Source organism: Oryzisolibacter sp. LB2S (genome assembly GCF_040732315.1).
In the GTDB taxonomy this organism is placed as follows: domain Bacteria; phylum Pseudomonadota; class Gammaproteobacteria; order Burkholderiales; family Burkholderiaceae_C; genus Alicycliphilus; species Alicycliphilus soli.
In genome coordinates, this window is record NZ_CP160388.1 from 47825 (window position 1) to 66354 (window position 18530).

Sequence of the window (18530 nt, forward strand, 5' to 3'; positions counted from 1 at the left end):
CGTGCGCCATGGCACTCAACTGGGTCTGGACGGGTTTCTTCATCGTGGCCTTTGTCACCGCCGCGGCGCGCTGGCTGCTGGGCGAGGCGGGCATCTTCCAGGCCTTGCTCACAGCGCTGTTCGACGGCGCGCGTGCCGGCTTCGAGATCTCGCTGGGCCTGGCCGGCATCATGGCCCTGTGGCTGGGCCTGATGCGCGTGGGCGAGCGCGCGGGCATGGTGGAGCTGCTGGCGCGCGTCGCGGGCCCGCTCTTGCGCCGACTGTTTCCCGGCGTGCCCGACGGCCACCCGGCCCAGGGCGCGATGACGCTCAACATCAGCGCCAACCTGCTCGGGCTGGACAACGCCGCCACGCCCCTGGGCCTCAAGGCCATGCAGGAGCTGCAGACGCTCAACCGCGAACCTGTGGGAACGGCCAGCAACGCGCAGATCATGTTCGTGGTCATGAACACGGCCGGGCTCACGCTGATACCGACCTCGGTCATCGCCATACGCCAGAGCGTGGCCCTCAAGCAGGGCCTGGGCGCGGGCTTCAACGCGGCCGACATCTTTCTGCCCACGCTGCTGGTCACCTTTGCCTCGCTGCTCGCGGGCGTGATCGCCGTGGCCGTGGCACAGCGCCTGCCGCTGTGGCGCGCGCGTCTGCTGCTGCCGATCCTGGCCGTGGGCGGCCTGCTGGCGGCGGCCGTGGCGGCACTCGCGCGCCTGCCGGCCGAGCGCGCGGCGCAGATCGCGGGCAGCACGGGCGCGGCCGTGATCCTGGGCATCGTGGCGCTGTTTCTGCTGGCCGGCACCTGGCGCCGCGTGAATCTGTACGACGCCTTCATCGACGGCGCCAAGGAGGGCTTTGGCGTGGCCGTGCAGATCATTCCCTACCTCATCGCCATCCTGGCCGCCATCGGCGTGTTCCGCGCCGCGGGCTGCATGGACGCGCTGCTCTCGGCCATAGGCGCGGGCGTGGCGGCGCTGGGCTGGAACACCGACTTTCTGCCGGCCCTGCCCGTGGGGCTGATGAAGGTGCTCTCGGGCGCGGGCGCGCGCGGGCTGATGATCGACGTGCTGCAGACGCATGGCGTGGACTCCTTCGTCGGGCGCCTCGCGGCCATCATCCAGGGCTCGACCGAGACCACCTTCTACGTGCTGGCCGTGTACTTCGGCAGCGTGGGCGTCAAGCACCACCGCCACGCCCTGGTCTGCGCGCTGCTGGCCGACGCCGTGGGGCTGGTTGCCGCCATCGGCGTGGGCTACGCCATGTTGCGCTGACCTCTCCGGGCCCATCCGGGCGCTTTTGATCGGCCGCCGTCCCACCCGCCATCCTCCCTGCGCAGGCGGTCCCCCTGATCCACTGAATCTGCAACCGCCCCGTCCTGCACGGGCAGGGCGCGGCGTATCCGCCCATGTGCTCCGGCCGGGCCTGCGCCACTACCGGTTGTTCATCAATACTGTTATTTCAAAATAGTCGTAGTAGTAGAGGCCGCCCCTCGCTGTGGACAAGCCCTGTTTTTGCTTGCAAATCAACCGGTTGAGCGCGGCCAAAGCATGGGGAGCGAAAGCTGCGCCCGCTGCACCCGAAATGGGGACAAGCGGGGCGGCGGGCGCCGGTCTGTGGACAACTGCCCGGTTGTGCCGGAACACTCCGCAGACTTGTCCACAGCCCACCTGTCATGGGGGAAATAACAGGTCAAAACCGCCTCCAGCGCTTTGTGGGTAAGCGCAAGCAGCTATCGTTTGAATAGTGAAAGTGGGAAGCTGGGCGGCACCCCGCCACGGATGCGGGACAATGCGGCCCCTGCCGTTTTCTTGCGAGATTTCCTGCCGTGACCGATTCCGCCAAACTCCCCCTGCCCGACCGCCTCGCCGTTGATCCGCGCAGCCCGCACCATGTGGCGGCGGTGTTTCAGCAGGAGGGCGACATCGGCATACGCTTCAACGGCCGCGAGCGCTTCGACGTCGAGGAGTACTGCATCAGCGAGGGCTGGATCAAGGTGCCCGCGGGCAAGACCGTGGACCGGCGCGGCCGGCCGCTGCTCATCACGCTCAAGGGGAGCGTGGAGGTGTTCTACAAGTAGCAGGCCGTCAGCGCCTGTTCAGCGCCCGAGCAGCGAGCGCGCCACGAGCTCCTTCATGATCTCGGAGGTGCCGCCGTAGATGCGCAGCACGCGCGCGTCGGTCCAGAAGCGCGCGATCGGGTATTCGGCCATGTAGCCGTAGCCGCCGAAGAGCTGCAGGCAGGCGTCGGCCACGCGGCCGAACATCTCGCTCGCGTGCAGCTTGATGGCGCTGGCCGCCTCGGGGGTGAGCAGGCCCTGGGCACAGGCGGCGATGCCGGCGTTCACGAAGGCCTCGGCCGCGGCGATGTCGGCCGCGCATTGCGCGAGCGCAAAGCGCGTGTTCTGGAACTGCGCCACGGGCTGGCCGAAGGCCTGGCGCTCCTGCACATAGCGCACGGTGGCGTCGAGCGCGCCGCGCGCGCCATGCACGGCCTGCACGCCGATGATGAGGCGCTCGCGCGGCAGCTCGCGCATCATCTGCACAAAGCCCTGGCCCTCCACGCCACCGAGCAGCGCATCGAGCGGCACGACCATGTCCTCGAAGAACAGCTCGGAGGTGTCGCCCGCATGCTGGCCTATCTTCTCGAGGTTCTGCCCGCGAGAGAAGCCGGGCGTGCGGGTGTCGACGAGGAACAGGCTCACGCCCTTGGCGCCCGCGGCCGGGTCGGTCTTGGCGGCGAGCACCAGCAGATCGCAATGCTGGCCGTTGCTGATGAAGATCTTGCTGCCGTTGATGACGTAGCCATCGCCCTCGCGCCGGGCCGTGGTGCGCAGGGCCTTGAGGTCGCTGCCCGCGCCGGGCTCGGTCATGCCGATGGCGGCCACCGCCTCGCCGCTGCACATGCGTGGCAGCCAATGCTGGCGCTGGGCCTCGGTGCCGCAATGCAGCAGGTAGGGCGGGACGATGTCGTTGTGCACCTGCAGCCCGCCGACGAAGCCGCCATAGCCGCGGCGCGAGAGCACCTGCACCACGGCAAACGAAAAGCGCACGCCCGCGCCCGGGCCGCCAAATCCTTCGGGCACGTCGGCGCACAGATAGCCCTGCGCGCCCATCTTGCGAAACAGCTCGCGCTCGACGATGCCGGCCTTCTCCCAGTCGCGGTAATGCGGCTCGATCTCGGTGTCGCAGAAGCGCTCCAGGGATGCGGTGAACAGGTCGAGCTCGGCCTGCTCGTCGGCGCTGAGAAAGGTGTTGGGCAGCATGGTGTTCATACCCTCTCGAAAATGGCCGCAATGCCCTGGCCGCCGCCTATGCACATGGTCACGAGGGCGTAGCGCCCGCCCGTGCGGTGCAGCTCGGCAATGGCCTTGGTGGTGATGATGGCGCCCGTGGCGCCCACGGGGTGGCCGAGCGAGATGCCCGAGCCGTTGGGGTTGACGCGGGCCGGGTCCAGGTCGAGCTGCTGCATGACGGCGCAGGCCTGGGCGGCGAAGGCCTCGTTGGCCTCGATCACGTCCATGTCCTGCGCCTTGAGGCCAGTGCGCGCCAGCACCTTTTGCGTTGCGGGCACGGGGCCTATACCCATGTAGGCTGGCTCCACGCCCGCATGCGCGTAGCCCACGAGGCGCGCCAGCGGTGTGACGCCCAGCGCGGCCAGGCGGTCGCCCGCGACCAGGGTCATGGCGGCCGCGCCGTCGTTGATGCCCGAGGCGTTGCCCGCGGTGACGGTGCCGCCTTCCTTTCTGAACGCGGGCTTCATGCCCGCGAGCTGCTCGAGCGTGGTGCCCGCGCGCACATGCTCGTCGGTGTCGAACAGCACCGTGCCCTTGCGCGTGGCGATCTCCACGGGGGTGATCTGCTCCTTGAAGTACCCGGCAGCGATGGCGGCGGCGGCGCGGCGCTGGCTTTCCAGCGCCAGGCTGTCCTGCATCTCGCGGCTGATGCCGTAGCGCTCGGCCACGTTCTCGGCCGTGATGCCCATGTGCATCTTCTGCCAGGGGTCGTGAAGAATGCCGAGCATGTAGTCGATGCTCTTGCTGTCGCCCATGCGCTGTCCCCAGCGCGCGCCCTGGTCGAAGTAGGGGCCGCGGCTCATGCTCTCGCTGCCGCCGGCCACGGCCACGTCGCAGTCGCCGTAGCCAATGGCCTGGGCGGCGCTGATGATGGCCTGCAGGCCCGAGCCGCACAGGCGGTTGACGTTCATGGCAGGCGTGTCGATGGCGCAGCCCGCGTCGATGGCGGCCACGCGCGCGAGGTAGGCGTCGCGCGTGTCGGTGGGGATGACGTTGCCCATGACCACATGGCCCACGGCGTCGGGCGCGAGGCCCGAGCGCGCGATGGCGGCCCTGACCACGGTGGTGGCGAGCTGGCTGTTGGGCATGTCCTTCAAGCTGCCGCCAAAGCTGCCGATGGCGGTGCGGGCGGTGCTGACGATGAAGATGTCTCGTGTGGTCATGGGGTTACCTTCCATTGAACTGCGGTTTGCGCTTGGCGAGGAAGGCGTCTATGCCGCCCTTCATGTCGGCCGTCTGCGCGCAGGCCTCGAAGGAGCGGGCCTCGGCCTGCAGCTGCGCGGCCAGGTCGTTGTCCAGCCCCGCGCGCAGCAGGCGGCGCATGTGGCCGTAGGCGATGGTGGGGCCGGCGGCCAGGCGCTCGGCAAAGGCCTGGGCCGCGGCCTCGAGCTCGGCGGCGGGCAGCACGCGGTTGACCAGGCCCAGGCGCAGCGCCTCGTCGGCGCCGAAGGTCTCGCCGAGCATGGCGATCTCCAGCGCGCGGCGCAGGCCCACGAGGCGCGGCAGCGCCCAGCTCGCGCCCACGTCGCAGCTGGTGCCGAGGTTGATGTAGGCGAGGTTGAACTTCGTGCCCTCGGCCGCGAGCACGAAGTCGCACATCAGCATCAGCGACAGGCCCGCGCCCGCGGCCGCGCCATGCACCTGGGCGATGACCGGGGCGTCGAGGTTCTGCAGCAGCAGCAGGGCCTCGTTGAGCGGGCCGAGCAGGGCGCGCGCGCCCTGCACCGGGTCGGCCGCGAGCAGGGCCAGGTCGCCACCTGCGACGAAGGCGCGGCCCGCGCCCTTGAGCAGCACGGCGCGCACGCTGGCGTCACCGGCGATGTCTTGCACGGCCGCGAGCAGCGCCCGGGCCGTGGCCACGTCGAGCGCGTTCATGGCCTCGGGGCGGTTGAACTGCAGCGTGACGATGGCGCCCTGGCGGGTGATGAGCAATGGGGTGGTGGTCATGTGATTACTCTCGATTCAATAGCTGGTTGCGCTTGATGGGCGGGCGCTGAAGGCTTGTTTCATGCTTGTTTTTGGATGAACCTCTGCAAGTCTGCCGTCATCCCCGCGCAGGCGGGGATCCAGCGACCGGCTGCGCCCCGGAGGCAGGCATGGATTCCCGCCTTCGCGGGAATGACGGGTGCCGTCTCATGCATACAAGGCCTCGATCTCCGCCGCATAGGTCTTGTAGATGCTCGAGCGCCGCACCTTCATGGTGGCCGTGACCTCGCCGTCGTCGTGGTCCAGCTCCTTGGTGAGCAGGTGGAATTTGCGGATCTGCGCCACCTGGGCGAGCCTGGCGTTGCCCGCAGCGATCTCCTCGTCGATGAGGCGGCGCACCTCGGGCGTCTCGACCAGCGAGCGGAAATGCGTGAACGCGATGCGCCGCGCCTCGGCCCATTTGCCCACGGTCTCGTAGTCGATCATGACCAGGGCCGCAACGTACTTGCGCGCCTCGGCCACGATGACGCATTCCTTGATGAAGGGGCTGGCCTTCATGGTGTTCTCGATCTCCGACGGCGTGAGGTTCTTGCCGCCGGCGGTGATCATGATGTCCTTCAAGCGGTCGACGATCTTGATCTGACCTTGCTCCTCGCGCACCACGTCGCCCGTGTGCAGCCAGCCGTCCACAATGCTTTGCGCCGTGGCCTCGGGGTTCTTGTAGTAGCCCGCGAACACCATGTCGCCGCGCAGCTGCAGCTCGCCCGTGTCGGCAATGCGGTGCTGCACGCCCTGGGTGACCGGGCCCACGGTGCCCACGGTGACCCGGTCGAGGTCCTGGCCCGTGACCATGCCGGTGGATTCGGTCAGCCCATAGACCTCGATGAGCGGCACGCCGATGGTGCGGAAAAAGCGCACCACGTCGGGCGCAATGGGCGCCGCGCCCGTCAGCGCCACCTTGGCCTCGCGCAGGCCTATGAAGTTCTGCAGTGCGCGCAGCACCAGCCAGTAGTACGCGCCGTAGCGCAGGCGCTCGGCCAGGCTCCATTGGCCGCGCGGCTTTTCCGCCAGCGGCGCGCAGGCGGCCAGGGCGCGCTCGTACAGGCGGCGGCGCAGCGCGCCGGTTTCCTGCATCTTGATGCTGATGGACGAGTGCAGCTTTTCCCAGATGCGCGGCACGCCCAGGAACATGCTGGGCGCGACCTCGCGCAGGTCTTCCTGCACGGTGCGTATCGACTCGCCGAAGTTGACGGTGGAGCCCAGGTAGAGCGGCACAAAGGTGGTGAGCATCTGCTCGGCCACATGGCACAGCGGCAGATAGGACAGATGCGAGGTGCCCGCGGCGAGCCGCAGGCGCTCGACGATGCCGGGCGTGACGCCGCGCATGTTGCGCCAGGAGATCATCGCGCCCTTGGGCTTGCCCGTGGAGCCCGAGGTGTAGATCATGAGACCGATGTCGTCCAGCGTTTGCTGCGCCAGCAGCGCGTCTATGCGCGTCTGGCTGTGCGCCTTGCGGCCCATGTGCTCGACCTCGTCGAACGTGGCGATCAGGGCGCGCTGCGCGGGCGTGAAGCTGCGCAGGCCCTTGGTTTCCATGACGATGATTTTTTTGAGCAGCGGCAACTGGTCGAGCGCGTCCAGCACCTTGTCGGTCTGCTCCTGATCCTCACAGACCATGATGGAGATGTCGGCGTGGCCCACGACATAGGCCACCTCGGGGCTGGGGCTGGTGGGGTAGACGCCCACGGTGATGCCGCCCACCAGGCCCGCGCCCATCTGCGCCAGCACCCATTCGATGCGGTTTTCGGCAATCACGCCCACATGGCCGCCGGGCTCAAGGCCCAGCTCCAGCAGGCCCTGGCCGAAATGCGCGGCGCGTTCGTAGTACTGGGCCCAGGTGAAGGGCTTCCAGATGCCGAAGTCCTTTTGCCTTATGGCGATGCGCTGGCCGTCCTGCAGCGCGCGCCGGCGCAGCATCTGGGGCAGGGTGAGTTCGGGGAGATTCATGACAGCCATCTCTTGCGCCGCTTGTAATGCTTGATCTCTTTGAAGCTCTTGGCCTCGCCGCTGCTGCCCATGCCAAGGTAGAACTCGCGCACGTCGGGGTCGCTGGCCAGGCGCTCTGCCGTTCCGTCGATGACGATCTTGCCGCTTTCCATGATGTAGCCGCTGTGCGCCACGGCCAGGGCCACGGTGGCGTTCTGCTCCACGAGCAGCATGCTGGTAGCGCGTTCGGCATTGATGCGCGCGATGATGGCGAAGATGTCCTCGGTGAGTTTGGGCGAGAGGCCCAGCGAGGGCTCGTCGAGCAGCATCAGCTCAGGTCTCGCGATGAGCGCGCGGCCAATCGCGAGCATCTGCTGCTCGCCGCCCGACAGGTAGCCGGCCAGGCCCTTGCGGCGCTCGTGCAGGCGCGGAAAGTATTCGTAGACCAGGTCGAAGTCGGGCTTGTCCGCGTTGCTGCGCCCGGTGAGCGCGTAGCTTGCGGCGACGAGGTTTTCCTCTATCGTCAGGTCCTCGAAGATGCGCCGCCCCTCCATCACATGCGACAGCCCGCGGCGCACGAGCTGCTGGGGCGCCACGGCAGCGATGTCCTGCCCCGCAAAGCGGATGCTGCCCGAGGCGAGCAGGCCGTTCTCCAGCGGCAGCAGGTTCGATATGGCCTTGAGCGTGGTGCTCTTGCCCGCGCCGTTGCTGCCCAGGAGCGCCACGATCTGCCCGCGCGGCACAGAGAGCGACAGCCCGCGCAGGGCCTGCACGGCCTTGTTGTAGATGACCTCGATGTTGTTGACCTCGAGGACGTTGGTGGAGGCCTGCTGGGTCATGTCACTGGTTCATGGTGCTGTGTATGGGGCATGTGCGATGAAACTGGCGCAACCCAGGTCAGGGCCACCGCGCAAGGGCCGCCCCGCCGCGCTGGTGGCGTCCCCCTTCCCACGCGCAGCGTGAGAGAAGGGGGAAGGCGCGAAGCGCCACAGGGGGTTGTTCACAGCTTGATCCAATCGGACGCCGCAACCATCTTCTGCGCCTTCATGTCCGCCTTGTAGACCCGGCCCACGGGGATCGAGTTGCCGCTGATGGTGATGGGCACGCCGATCAGACCGCCGGTGTCGAAGTCGCGAATGGTGTTGAGCGCGGCCTTGAGGTTGGCGCCCGTGAGCGGCTTGTTGCCGTCCAGGCAGCGCTTGGCCGATTCGAGGAACAGCATGGCCGCGAGAAAGCCCTGCATGTAGGCCGTGCTCTGGTATTCCGGGCGCAGCGCGCGGATCTTGTCGAGCATCGGGGCCTTCTCGGTGTCGTAGTAGTAGCGGTAGGGCATCACGCCCATGAAGCCGTCGCCGGCCTCGCCCATCTTCATGACGGTGGAGCTGTCCATGGTCCAGAAGGTGCCCATCCATTTGCTCTTCATGCCCTGCTGCTTGCCTTGGGTGATGAACTCGGGGATGGGCGCGAGGATGTAGCCGTGGAAGATGGTGTAGTCGGGTGCGGCGCGGCGCAGCTTGATGACCTCGGTGGACACGTCCACGCTGCCCGCGGGCGTCATGATCTTGATGGGCACGGACAGGCCCAGGGCCTTGGCGGCGGCCTCGCTCTTCTCGATCGGGTCGCGGCCGAACTCCGAGTCCGAGTACACGAAGGCCACCTTGGCGCCGGGCTTTTCCTTGGCGATGTGTTTCAGAAGGATGCCGAACATCTCCGTGTAGTCCGGCCCGACGAGGAACTGCTGCGGGTATTTCTTGGGATCGTTGAGCTCGCTCGCGAACGAGGCGCCTGCCATGAGGATGTTGCCGTTGCGCTCGAGCTCGGGGTTGATGGTCTTGGAAAAGCCCGTGGAGTCGCCGTAGTAGAGGTTGACCTTGTTCTGGCTGGTGATCTTCTTGAAGGTGGCCACCGACACGTCGACCTTGTAGCCCGTGTCCTCGGGCACGTAGCGCACCTTGCGCCCGGCAATGCCGCCGGCGTCGTTGACGATCTTCACGTAGTCCTGGATGCCGGCGTTGATGCCCACGCCGGCAAAGGCGAACACCCCGGTCATGGGGATGGAGCCGCCGATGACGATGTCCTCCGCGCCCTGCGCCAGCACCGACAGCGGCTGGGTGAGTGCGGCGGCGCCCGCGGCGGCCGCACCCAGCATGAGCTGGCGGCGACGGGTGGAAATGCGTTGCTGTGCCATGTCTTGTCTCCTAGGGGTTTAGTTACGGAAGGGCCACAGATGGAAGAAGCGGCGCGTGCGGCGCCACATTTCGGCGAGCCCCAGGGGCTCGAACACCAGAAATCCGATGATGAGAGCGCCAAACACCACGAGGCGCACGGGCGAGAGGAACACCGCGAGGTCCGCTCCGCCGGGCAGCAGGTCGAAGGCGAACTTGAGCAGCTCGGGCACCATGGTCATGAACGCCGCGCCCAGAATGCCGCCGAGGATGGAGCCCATGCCGCCGACGATGATGGCCGCGAGGAAGAAGATGGACATGGACAGCGGAAAGCTCTCGGGCGTGACCACGCGAAAGAAATACGCCCACAGCCCGCCGGCCACGCCCGCGTAGAACGAGGACAGGCCGAACGACAGCAGCTTGTAGCGCAAGAGCGGTATGCCCAGCACCTCGGCCGAGATGTCGCGGTCGCGGATCGCGATGAAGGCCCGGCCTATGCGCGTGCGAAACAGGTTGGCCGCACCGACGAGCATGAGCAGCGTGACCGGCACGATGAGCCAGTACAGGCGAAACGACGTGTCCAGGTCGATGCCGAAAAAATGCGCCGGCGGCAGCGACAGCCCGGCCGTGCCGCCCGTGAAGTCGAAGTTGGCAAACAGGAAATGCGCGATGAACGAGGCCGCAATCGTGGCGATGGCCAGGTACAGCCCCTTGACGCGCAGCGAGGGGATGCCGACCACGATGCCGCCTGCCATGGCCACGACGCCGCCGGCCAGCAGGTTGAGCAGAAACGGCGTGCCCCAGCGCGTCTGCAGAATCGCCACGGTGTAGGCGCCCAGGCCCATGAAGGCCGCCTGCCCCAGGCTGACCAGGCCGGTGTAGCCCGTGAGGATGTTCAGCCCCGTGCTGCTGGCCACGTTGATGGCCACCAGGCAGGCCATGTAGAGCCAGTAGTCGCTGGCCATGAAGGGAAACAGCAGCAGCAGCGCCGCGCCCAGCGCGAGCCACACATGCTGGGTGCGCGAGTCGAACAGCGCGGCGTCCGCGACATAGCTTTGCTTGAGGGTTCCGATACGCATCGATCACTTCTCCAGAACGCCGTGGGCCTGTGACATCGCCAGTCCATGCGCAAAAACACCACGGTGCGGAAGGCCGCGGAGCAGGCCATGCCAGTGACCGCCGTGGAGCCGGCTTTGCCGGGCCAGTGGCGGTGTCCCCCTGGAGGGGGAAGACGCGCAGCGGCTCAGGGGGTGTTTCATAGTCTTTCGATTTCGCGCGTGCCGTACAGGCCGTAGGGGCGCAGCATGAGGATGGCCACCAGCACCACAAAGGTCGCCAGCAGCTTGTATTCGCCGCCCAGATACGCCCCGGCCAGGGCCTCGACCAGGCCGATGAGCACGCCGCCCACGAGCGCGCCGAGCACACTGTCAAGGCCGCCCACGATGACGACGACCAGCACCGACAGGCCGAACACGCCCATGCTGCTGGAGATCCCGCCGATGGAGCCGACGATGATTCCCGAGATGGCCGCGAGCATGCTGGAGGCCACCCAGGCCAGCGAGAACACGCGCGGCACGTTGATGCCCACCGAGTACGCGGCCGCCTGGTCACTGGCCGTGGCGCGCAGCGCCACGCCGCCGCGCCAGTAGCGGAACACCAGCAGCACGGCGGCGATGAACACGGCCGCCACGACCGCGCCCCAGAACACCTTGGGCGCGAGGAAGGCGTCGCCCACCATGATGGGGTCGCCGGGCATGAACTCGGGCAGGCGGCGCTGGTCGGCCGTCCAGATCATCTCCACGAGGCCTATGAGCACCGAGGACAGACCCACGGTCACCATGAAGACGGAGATCTCCGGCTCGCCGAGCAGCGGGCGGATCACGGTGCGCTCTATCACCGCGCCCAGGAGGCCACAGGCGAGCACGGCCGCGGGGATGGCCAGCCACAGCGGCAGCGCCCACATGGCGGCAAAGGTGAAGAACAGGTAGCCGCCGGCCATGAGCATCTCGCCGATGGCGATGTTGACCACGCGCGTGGCCTTGTAGACCATGACGAAGGCCAGCGCCGCGAGCGCGTACAGCCCGCCGCTGGCAATGCCGGTGAGGCTGATCTCGAATAGATAGGCCCAGTCCATCATGCGGCTCCTGCGGCGGCGGTCGTGGTGTGGACGGGTGCGGCGACGGCCGCACCGGGGCGGGGCCGGGCGGCGGCCTGCAGCCGCGCGCGCAGCTCGTCGACATTGCCCGAACCCAGGTAGGCGCGGCCCACCTCGGGGTCGGCCTGCACCACGGCGGGCACGCCCTGGGCGATGACCTGGCCGAAGTTCAGCACCACCACATGGTCCGACAGGTCCATCACCATGCCCATGTCGTGCTCCACCATGAGTACCGTCACGCCCCATTCGGCGCGCACGTCGAGGATGAAGCGCGCCATGTCCTCGGTCTCCTCGCGGTTCATGCCGGCCACGGGCTCGTCGAGCATCAGCACCTCGGGCTGCATGGCCAGGGCGCGCGCCATCTCCACGCGCTTTTGCAGGCCGTAGGACAGGGCCGAGACGGGGGCGTGGCGGATGTGGTCGATCTCGAGGAAGTCGATGATGCGCTCCTCGATGTCGCGGCGGAGCTCGGCCTCCTCGCGGCGCGCGCGGCCCAGATAGAGGAGCGCGTCGAACACATTCGTCTTGAGGTGCGCGTGGCGCCCGAGCTTGATGTTGTCGAGCACCGTCATGCCGCGAAACAGCGCAATGTTCTGAAAGCTGCGCCCCAGACCCATGCGCGCGCGCTGCGGCGCGTGCAGGCGCGTGATGTCCTGGCCACGGAAGCGGATGCGGCCCTCGGTGGGGCGGTAAAAGCCCGAGATGGTGTTGAACAGCGAGGTCTTGCCCGCGCCATTGGGGCCAATGACGGCGGTGATCGAGCCCGGCTGCACGCCAAAGCTCACGCCCGAGAGCGCGCGCACGCCGCCAAAGGCGAGCGTGACCCCGTCGACCTGCAGCAGGGGCGGGGCGCTGGGCGCTGCGTGATCTGTCTCCATCGGCATGCTGGGCATCCTCTACGGGTTTGTGCGAACCGGCCGTGCTCTACTTTTACGTAGACTGGTTACTTGAAAGTAGATTTTTGGATGCAATGGGTCGTCCGGACATCAGGACTAACCCGGGAGACGCAGGAGCAACGGCATGGGCACATCACCCGCAGCTTCCAAGGCCAAGGCGGCCAGGCCCGCCGCCAAGCGCGTGGCGCGCACGGGCCGGCAGGAATCCCCCTGGGCGAGCGCCGCCGCGCGCGAGCAACAGCGCGAGGCCAAGCGCAACGCCGTGCTGTCCACGGCCGCGCAGATGTTCAACGAGCGCGGCTTTCACGCCACCTCGCTCGACGACATCGCCGCGCGCCTGCATGTCAGCAAGCCCACGCTGTACTACTACGTGAAGAACAAGGACGACATCCTGCTGCAATGCGTGAACCAGGGCCTGAGGATGACGCTCGACGGCATCGAGGCCTCGCGCGCGGCCGGCGGCAACGCCGTGGACCAGCTGCGCGCCTGCATGCAGGTTTATGCCGACATCGTCATGCAGCCCTTTGGCATGTGCCTGATCCGCGTGGGCGACGAGGAGGTGCCCGAGCCCAGCCGCACCGAGCTGCGCCGCATGAAGAGCGAGATCGACCAGGCCTTCCGGCGCCTCGTCGCGCAGGGCGTGCAGGAGGGCTCGCTTGCGCCCTGCGACCCCAAGATCACAGCCTTTGTGATCGCCGGCGCCCTGAGCTGGATAGGGCGCTGGTACCAGCCCGGGGGCGCGTACACACCCGAGCAGCTGGCCGAGCAGTGCATTGGCACGCTGCTGTCGGGGGTGGTGAACCGGTAGCGGGCGAGGCGGTTGTCACCGTTGGTTGAGGTGAAAATCGCTGGTAGCCTGCGTCAGGCAAGCGCAGTCAGCTATAAAAATATTGAGTTTGCGACGTTATCCATCGATTCATCCCTCCAGCGCACGCGAGCTGCGCGAAGCCCGTCATCCCCGCGAAGGCGGGGATCCAGATTCCACCACCACGCCCATGCGGCGCACCTGTGATGGGCCTGGAATGCTCACAGACTCTCACGCCTGCCTGAGCTCCAGCTGTTCGAGCGCCTGGAACAGCTGCTCCACCTTGGCTTCCTCGAACACTCCATCGGGCCCCTGGGCGTGGATGTCGGTGAAAGGCGAGCGGTACAGGCGCTCGGCCGGCATGGCGCCATGCTCGGTCAGGTGCTGCACGATCTCGTCGATGAACTGCAATTGGCTGGCGCTGGCCGTGCCGGGGGCGATGAGGCTGGCAAAGGCGGCGCTGGCGGCCTCGCGGTCCAGGCCGACCAGGGAGCGGATGAAGGCCGCCAGGCTGGTGTGCAGCTGGCGCGCGCGGGCGATGTCGCCGTCGCTGCCACCCGCTTCATGGAGCAGAGCCTCCAGTTCGGCCAGGTCCGTGGCCGTCAGCGGCAGGTTGCGCCGCAGTCTGTGCAGCGCCAGCCGGTCGTCGTGGGCGCGCAGAAAGGCGCGCGCCTTGGCGCGAAAGCGCTCGAAGTCCACGGCGCCCGCCACCAGGGGCAGATCGACCTCGGTGGCCTCGCCCAGCGCGTCGGCAAAGTCGGTATAGACCGGCTTGCGGCCGGATTTCTCGATGAGCCTGATGAGGCCGCGCAGCCTGCGCCGCGCCTGCTCCAGCATGCTGAGGGTCACGCCCTGCCACCACTCGTCGCCGGCCACGGACTCGATCAGCACCAGGTGCTCGCGCACGCTGGGCAGGTGGGCCAGCTCCAGCAGCGCATTGGCCAGCTGTTGCACGCGCGTCTGCAGGCGCGCCAGCGCGGGCTCGGCGCGCAGCAGGGCCAGCTGCGTGCCCAGCAGCAGGGCGTCAAAGCGCTTGGCGTCCTCGTCGTCGTCGCGCACGCTGCTGGGCAGGCCGGAGAGGTGCTCGGCCACCTCGGCCAGCTGCTCGGGCGTGGGCCGCTGCCAGGCGTCGGCCTGGGCCCAGGTCTCGACCCAGCGGCGCTGCGGGCGCACGACGAAGTTGGTGAGCGACATGCCCGCCACCACACCCTGCAGCAGCGCGGCGATGTCGCTGCGCATGGCTTGCTCGGTCAGCGCGTAGGCGGGGGGCGTGGCCTCGGCGACTGCGCTTGCGGCCAGGCGCCGATCCAGCAGGCCCAGGAGCTCCAGCCGCGCATTGAACAGGCGCTGCGACAGTGGCTGGGCCAGCGCGCCCTCGCTGCCCTCCAGGTTCTGGCTGAAAAACTCCAGGTTCTGGCAGAAGTCGAAGATGAAGAAGTCGCGCTTGTCCTGCCCGGGCCCGAACAGATCCGGGCACAGCCGCGTGCCGCGCCCGAGCATCTGCCAGAACTTGGCCTTGGAGCGCACGATCTTGAAGAACACCAGGTTGACCACCTCGGGCACGTCGATGCCGGTGTCCAGCATGTCCACCGAGATGGCGATGTGCGGCGCGCTGTCCTTGCGCGCAAAGGCGTCGATGAGCGACTGCGCGTGTTCGGTCTGGAAGGTGATGATGCGCGCGAAATCGCCCCGGTACTCGGGGTAGTTGGCGTTGAAGCGTTCGGCGATGAACTCCGCGTGCGGCTGGTTGCGGGCAAAGATGATGGTCTTGCCCAGCCGGTCGCCGCCCGCCACCTTGTGGCCGCGCGCCATCAGCAGGGCCAGCATCTTGTCCGCCGTGTCCTGGTTGAACAGCCACTGGTTCACTGCGTCGGCACTCACGGCATCGGGGGGCTCGCTGCCTTCTTCGTCCCATTCCAGCGCATCCCACTGCTCTTTTTCCGCCTCGCTCAGGTCGGCGTAGCGAATGCCCTCGCGCTGGAACTTGAGCGGCACCGAGATGGCGCGCGGCGGCGCCAGGTAGCCCTCGGCAATCGCGTCGTCCAGGCCGTAGGCGTCGGTGGGCACGCCGCTCTCCAGCCCGAAAAGACCGTAGGTGTTGCGGTCGATCTCGTCCTTGGGCGTGGCCGTCAGGCCCACCAGCAGCGCGTCGAAGTAGGCAAAGATGGCGCGGTACTTCTGGTAGATGGAGCGGTGCGCTTCGTCCACCACGATCAGGTCAAAGTGGCCTACGCCAAAGCGGCGCTGGCCTTCGGCGGCACTCTCGTTGATCAGCCCCATCATCGTCGGGTAGGTGCTGACGTACACGCGCCCCTCGGTGGTGCGGTCGGTCACCAGGTTCACGGGCGCCGCATCGGGCAAATGCGCCTTGAAGGCATTCACGGCCTGGTTCACCAGCGCCACGCGGTCGGCCAGAAACAGCACGCGCTTGACCCAGCCGGCGCGCATCAGCAGATCGACCAGCGCAATCACCGTGCGCGTCTTGCCCGCGCCCGTGGCCATCACCAGCAGCGCCTTGCGCTGGTGCTCGCGCTCGAAGGCCTCGGCCACGCGGCGAATGGCGCGCTGCTGGTAGTGGCGCTCCACGATGCCGGGCGCAATCGACAGGCTGGCCAGGGGCTTGCGGCAGGTGCGCCGCTGGGCCATCAGCTCCAGCTCGTCTTTGGTGTGAAAGCCCTGCACCGGGCGCGGCGCGCTGGTGGTGTCGTCCCACAGCCAATGCTCGTAGCCGTTGCTGCCATAGATCACGGGGCGGTGGCCGGTGCTTTTCTCCAGGCAATCGGCATACAGGCGGGCCTGCTGCTCGCCCTCTTTGGCACTGCGGCGGCTGCGCTTGGCTTCGACGATGGCCAGGGGAATTTCGCCACTCCACAGCACGTAATCGACAAAGCCCTTGCCTTGGCCATTGCCCGTGGCGCTGGGCATGCCCCGCACCTCAAATTCGCGGTCGCGGGCGTCAGAAAGTGTCCAGCCCGCTTCCTTGAGCAGCAGGTCGATGAACAGGTCGCGCGTGGCGGCCTCGTTGTAGTCGTGCTCGGTCGCGGGCTGTGCGGCGTTGGCTGCCTTGGCGGCGGCGATCTCGGCGCGGTACTGGGCCAGTTCGGCATCCAGCGCTGCATTGCGTGCGGCGGCTTCGCGCAGGGCCGCGTCGCGCTCTGCCAGGGCCTGGGCTTGCTTGGCCAGTACCTCTTGCGCCGCCACCTGGGCGGCGCGGCTGGCGGCTTGCTCTTGCGCCGCTGCCGTGCTGGCAGGCGGTGGCAGCAGGTCCGCGCGAAACTGCAGCCCCGCCGCAGGGCGGTCGCTCACCCGCCGCGCATAGTGCTGCGCCAGCCAGAAGGCCACGTGGAACAGCTCGCGCAGGGCGGCCAGCGCATCCTGCGCGGCCACGGGGCGCGCATCGTGCACCGCCTTGTTGCCCAGGCGGCGAATCACATCCATCTTGGCGTGTACCGCTGGCCCCACCAGCTGCTGAAAGCTGGGCTCGAACAGCAGCGCCGACAAATCCACCTTGTACGGCAGGCGCAGGCTACCGTCCTTGCCGCCCTCGGCCCGGTAGAGCCAGGCCACGGCCAGCTCCAGCGTGCGCCGGGCGTAGAAGCAGGCGGTGCGTGGGTCGGCATGGGCGGCGGCCTCGGCGCGGCGGGCCTCCATCAGCAGGGCGGGCCAGTCGGGTTGCAGAAAGGTGAAGTTGCTGATCGTCATCCATTCCCTCCCAGCATGGACATCACATGGCCCTGGTGCAGCCGGAACACTGCCGTCATCTTTTCCAGCACGGCGCGTTCCGCGTCGGTGGGCTGGTTGTGCCTGTCGATATGCGCGCGCACCTTGTCCCAGGCCGGGAGCAGGGCCGTGGCCATGGCCTGCAATTCCATCAGAGTCTCCCGCGTGGCAAAGCCGCAGTCCTGGCAGAAGGCCTCCCAGGAATGCAGGCCCACGGCGTCGAACCTGTCCTCGTCGCCAATGAAAAGTGCCAGCCCCGTGTCGCCATAGGCGCGCACACAGACCAAGTCGTAGAAAGGCGCCAGCCGGTAGCCAGGCCGTCCGCCGTCGATCAGCACCGAGAGGTTTTTTGCGTGCGCGTCGGCATTGCCGATGAGGTAGTTGAACATCACCCAGCGCTGAAAGGCCAGCATGTCCTTGCCGCGTACTCCCAGCGCGCGCAGGGCATGGGCCAGCTTCTCCAGGCTGACCAGCGCGCCGCTGCGCTGGTACTTCCAGGCCGCGCCATGCCCGAGCAACTGGCAGCCATCCATCTGGTGCAGGCATGCGATGTCCCCGTGCGCGGGCACTTGGCGGTCGTAGCGCTCGACCACATAGGCCGCCTCGGGCACCCGCAGCAGCCACACCTTGGGCACGGGCAGCTTGAGGGCGCGCGCCAGCGTCATGCAGGCGTATTCGTTGATGGCGCTGGGTGTGTAGCGCTGCTGGCGCGTGTCGGGCTTGAGGATGTGCGTGGTGGGCGACTGCCCCACGCTGTCCCACAGCCGCTTCTTTCGACTGTCAAAACGCAGGCCCACCTTGTCCTGCGCTCCGGCCAGTGACATGGTGGCCCGCTCGTTGGCCACCAGCAGCGGCACCTGCTCGCGCGCAGCGATGCGCTGGCTCAATGCGGCCAGCGGCAGCGGCTCGTAAGCCTGCTGCTGCGCGCGCACCTGGTTGTCGGGCAACAGGCTGAGCACGCCCGGCAGTTCCCGGCCCAGCGCGCCCAGCACGTCGAACGGCGAGGCATCGCGCAACTGGATGGCCGCCAGCACATCCTCCAGCACCTGGCCCTCGGGCAGCAGGTTTTCAAAGAAATTGCGCACCAGCACACCCTGGAAGCGCTGCGGCGAGAGCGCAAAGTGCGGCGCCAGCACATAGCCACCCGGCTGCTCCAGCCATTGCGGGTCGTACTCGAAGAAGAACTCGCCCGCCGCGTGGCCAAACCAGCCCATGGGCCGGGCATTCGCCCAGACGCGCAGGCGGATCATGCGGGGCCCGGCCCTGCGCCCACCGCCACCACCTGGGCAGGCGGCGGCTCATCCGACCAGCCCTCGGCCTGCAGGCCCAGGCCCAGGCCGCGCATCAGCAGCAGCAGCTTGCCCAGAGAGCAGCGCGCAGGATCGCTTTCCGCATCGCGGATGAACGAGGTGCTGACATTGCACACGGCGGCCGCTTGCTCGCGCGAGAGCTTCTGGCGCTTGCGCTCGGCCATCAGCCGAGCGGCCAGGGCGGGGAGTGACTCGGTGGTGAGGTGCATAAAAGTGTCCTTGGCGGGACATTTTGGAGGTCTATTGGCCTGAAGTCCAGAAAATTGCTCTTGAAAGAACAGAAT

15 protein-coding genes are annotated in these 18530 nt (G+C 67.8%); 3 read left to right on the forward strand and 12 right to left on the reverse strand.

All coding sequences use genetic code 11. The annotated features are described in order from the left end of the window. The first annotated feature begins 8 nt into the window (after nucleotides 1-8). Both ABUE11_RS00225 and ABUE11_RS00230 read left to right on the forward strand, forming a co-directional pair. Entirely contained in the window at nucleotides 9-1262 is a 1254-nt protein-coding gene (locus tag ABUE11_RS00225; RefSeq protein ID WP_367066914.1) for a nucleoside recognition domain-containing protein, read from the forward strand. A gap of 554 nt (nucleotides 1263-1816) precedes the next feature. Then, nucleotides 1817-2068 (forward strand): DUF3297 family protein, encoded by a 252-nt coding sequence (locus ABUE11_RS00230; protein WP_367066915.1) that lies wholly within the window; start codon nucleotides 1817-1819, stop codon nucleotides 2066-2068. 18 nt (nucleotides 2069-2086) lie between these two features. Here the strand turns inward: ABUE11_RS00230 and ABUE11_RS00235 are convergent, their stop codons facing one another. From ABUE11_RS00235 to ABUE11_RS00275, 9 genes are all read right to left on the reverse strand, one after another. After that, nucleotides 2087-3253, reverse strand: coding sequence for an acyl-CoA dehydrogenase family protein (locus tag ABUE11_RS00235; protein ID WP_367068860.1), 1167 nt, complete (start codon nucleotides 3251-3253; stop codon nucleotides 2087-2089). 5 nt (nucleotides 3254-3258) lie between these two features. Beyond that, complete coding sequence (locus tag ABUE11_RS00240) at nucleotides 3259-4446, reverse strand: acetyl-CoA C-acyltransferase family protein (protein ID WP_367066916.1); 1188 nt, start codon at nucleotides 4444-4446, stop codon at nucleotides 3259-3261. A 4-nt stretch (nucleotides 4447-4450) separates the two neighbouring features. Continuing rightward, nucleotides 4451-5230: an enoyl-CoA hydratase-related protein gene (locus ABUE11_RS00245; protein ID WP_367066918.1), complete on the reverse strand. Its 780-nt coding sequence runs from the start codon at nucleotides 5228-5230 to the stop codon at nucleotides 4451-4453. Nucleotides 5231-5416: 186 nt separating this feature from the next. Continuing rightward, nucleotides 5417-7216: an AMP-binding protein gene (locus ABUE11_RS00250; RefSeq protein WP_367066919.1), complete on the reverse strand. Its 1800-nt coding sequence runs from the start codon at nucleotides 7214-7216 to the stop codon at nucleotides 5417-5419. Next, the gene (locus ABUE11_RS00255; protein ID WP_367066920.1) at nucleotides 7213-8034 is read right to left on the reverse strand and encodes an ABC transporter ATP-binding protein; all 822 of its coding nucleotides are present in this window, start codon (nucleotides 8032-8034) and stop codon (nucleotides 7213-7215) included. The genes ABUE11_RS00250 and ABUE11_RS00255 overlap by 4 nt, the downstream gene beginning before the upstream one ends. Before the next feature lie 161 nt (nucleotides 8035-8195). Then, on the reverse strand, nucleotides 8196-9383 hold the full coding sequence (locus ABUE11_RS00260) for an ABC transporter substrate-binding protein (protein WP_367066922.1): 1188 nt from the start codon (nucleotides 9381-9383) through the stop codon (nucleotides 8196-8198). 18 nt (nucleotides 9384-9401) lie between these two features. Beyond that, the gene (locus tag ABUE11_RS00265; RefSeq protein ID WP_367066924.1) at nucleotides 9402-10439 is read right to left on the reverse strand and encodes a branched-chain amino acid ABC transporter permease; all 1038 of its coding nucleotides are present in this window, start codon (nucleotides 10437-10439) and stop codon (nucleotides 9402-9404) included. Between the two features lie 176 nt (nucleotides 10440-10615). Continuing rightward, nucleotides 10616-11494, reverse strand: a complete 879-nt coding sequence (locus tag ABUE11_RS00270; protein WP_367068861.1) for a branched-chain amino acid ABC transporter permease — start codon at nucleotides 11492-11494, stop codon at nucleotides 10616-10618. Further along, complete coding sequence (locus tag ABUE11_RS00275) at nucleotides 11494-12393, reverse strand: ABC transporter ATP-binding protein (protein ID WP_367068862.1); 900 nt, start codon at nucleotides 12391-12393, stop codon at nucleotides 11494-11496. The genes ABUE11_RS00270 and ABUE11_RS00275 overlap by 1 nt, the downstream gene beginning before the upstream one ends. 142 nt (nucleotides 12394-12535) lie before the next feature. Here ABUE11_RS00275 and ABUE11_RS00280 point away from each other — a divergent pair, with 142 nt between their 5' ends. Beyond that, nucleotides 12536-13219: a TetR/AcrR family transcriptional regulator gene (locus ABUE11_RS00280; RefSeq protein ID WP_367066925.1), complete on the forward strand. Its 684-nt coding sequence runs from the start codon at nucleotides 12536-12538 to the stop codon at nucleotides 13217-13219. A gap of 228 nt (nucleotides 13220-13447) precedes the next feature. On the opposite strand, the gene ABUE11_RS00285 is transcribed toward ABUE11_RS00280, so the two are convergent. The 3 genes from ABUE11_RS00285 to ABUE11_RS00295 are packed head-to-tail and all read right to left on the reverse strand — an operon-like array spanning nucleotide 13448 to nucleotide 18455. Continuing rightward, nucleotides 13448-16918: a DEAD/DEAH box helicase family protein gene (locus ABUE11_RS00285; protein WP_367066926.1), complete on the reverse strand. Its 3471-nt coding sequence runs from the start codon at nucleotides 16916-16918 to the stop codon at nucleotides 13448-13450. Continuing rightward, nucleotides 16915-18186, reverse strand: coding sequence for a HipA domain-containing protein (locus ABUE11_RS00290; RefSeq protein ID WP_367066927.1), 1272 nt, complete (start codon nucleotides 18184-18186; stop codon nucleotides 16915-16917). The genes ABUE11_RS00285 and ABUE11_RS00290 overlap by 4 nt, the downstream gene beginning before the upstream one ends. Continuing rightward, nucleotides 18183-18455 (reverse strand): helix-turn-helix transcriptional regulator, encoded by a 273-nt coding sequence (locus ABUE11_RS00295; protein ID WP_367066929.1) that lies wholly within the window; start codon nucleotides 18453-18455, stop codon nucleotides 18183-18185. Before ABUE11_RS00295 ends, ABUE11_RS00290 begins: the two co-directional genes overlap by 4 nt. Nucleotides 18456-18530: the final 75 nt, after the last annotated feature.

Coding starts and splice junctions, on each gene's coding strand:
- ABUE11_RS00245 (WP_367066918.1), bottom strand. CDS start 5,230: ATGACCACCACCCCATTGCTCATCACCCGCCAGGGCGCCATCGTCACG.
- ABUE11_RS00265 (WP_367066924.1), bottom strand. CDS start 10,439: ATGCGTATCGGAACCCTCAAGCAAAGCTATGTCGCGGACGCCGCGCTG.
- ABUE11_RS00290 (WP_367066927.1), bottom strand. CDS start 18,186: ATGATCCGCCTGCGCGTCTGGGCGAATGCCCGGCCCATGGGCTGGTTT.
- ABUE11_RS00250 (WP_367066919.1), bottom strand. CDS start 7,216: ATGAATCTCCCCGAACTCACCCTGCCCCAGATGCTGCGCCGGCGCGCG.
- ABUE11_RS00240 (WP_367066916.1), bottom strand. CDS start 4,446: ATGACCACACGAGACATCTTCATCGTCAGCACCGCCCGCACCGCCATC.
- ABUE11_RS00275 (WP_367068862.1), bottom strand. CDS start 12,393: ATGGAGACAGATCACGCAGCGCCCAGCGCCCCGCCCCTGCTGCAGGTC.
- ABUE11_RS00295 (WP_367066929.1), bottom strand. CDS start 18,455: ATGCACCTCACCACCGAGTCACTCCCCGCCCTGGCCGCTCGGCTGATG.
- ABUE11_RS00270 (WP_367068861.1), bottom strand. CDS start 11,494: ATGGACTGGGCCTATCTATTCGAGATCAGCCTCACCGGCATTGCCAGC.
- ABUE11_RS00255 (WP_367066920.1), bottom strand. CDS start 8,034: ATGACCCAGCAGGCCTCCACCAACGTCCTCGAGGTCAACAACATCGAG.
- ABUE11_RS00285 (WP_367066926.1), bottom strand. CDS start 16,918: ATGACGATCAGCAACTTCACCTTTCTGCAACCCGACTGGCCCGCCCTG.
- ABUE11_RS00280 (WP_367066925.1), top strand. CDS start 12,536: ATGGGCACATCACCCGCAGCTTCCAAGGCCAAGGCGGCCAGGCCCGCC.
- ABUE11_RS00235 (WP_367068860.1), bottom strand. CDS start 3,253: ATGCTGCCCAACACCTTTCTCAGCGCCGACGAGCAGGCCGAGCTCGAC.
- ABUE11_RS00260 (WP_367066922.1), bottom strand. CDS start 9,383: ATGGCACAGCAACGCATTTCCACCCGTCGCCGCCAGCTCATGCTGGGT.
- ABUE11_RS00225 (WP_367066914.1), top strand. CDS start 9: ATGGCACTCAACTGGGTCTGGACGGGTTTCTTCATCGTGGCCTTTGTC.